Origin of the sequence: Yersinia aldovae ATCC 35236 (genome assembly GCF_000173735.1) — a bacterium.
GTDB classification, from domain to species: Bacteria; Pseudomonadota; Gammaproteobacteria; order Enterobacterales; family Enterobacteriaceae; genus Yersinia; species Yersinia aldovae.
Window position 1 is genome coordinate 1 of the sequence record NZ_ACCB01000110.1, and the last position, 606, is coordinate 606.

Genomic DNA, 606 nt, shown 5'->3' on the forward strand with positions numbered 1-606 from the left:
AATCCGGGGTGAGGACAGTGTCTGGTGGGTAGTTTGACTGGGGCGGTCTCCTCCCAAAGAGTAACGGAGGAGCACGAAGGTTAGCTAATCACGGTCGGACATCGTGAGGTTAGTGCAAAGGCATAAGCTAGCTTGACTGCGAGAGTGACGGCTCGAGCAGGTACGAAAGTAGGTCTTAGTGATCCGGTGGTTCTGAATGGAAGGGCCATCGCTCAACGGATAAAAGGTACTCCGGGGATAACAGGCTGATACCGCCCAAGAGTTCATATCGACGGCGGTGTTTGGCACCTCGATGTCGGCTCATCACATCCTGGGGCTGAAGTAGGTCCCAAGGGTATGGCTGTTCGCCATTTAAAGTGGTACGCGAGCTGGGTTTAGAACGTCGTGAGACAGTTCGGTCCCTATCTGCCGTGGGCGTTGGAAGATTGAGAGGGGCTGCTCCTAGTACGAGAGGACCGGAGTGGACGAATCACTGGTGTTCGGGTTGTCATGCCAATGGCATTGCCCGGTAGCTAAATTCGGAAGAGATAACCGCTGAAAGCATCTAAGCGGGAAACTTGCCTCGAGATGAGTCTTCCCTGGGGCTTTAAGCCCCCTGAAGGAACG

Annotated in this window: 1 rRNA gene; it reads left to right on the forward strand. The window is 54.5% G+C overall.

The features are described 5' to 3' along the window. Positions 1-606 (forward strand): 23S ribosomal RNA (locus YALDO0001_RS19455); the annotation flags it as partial.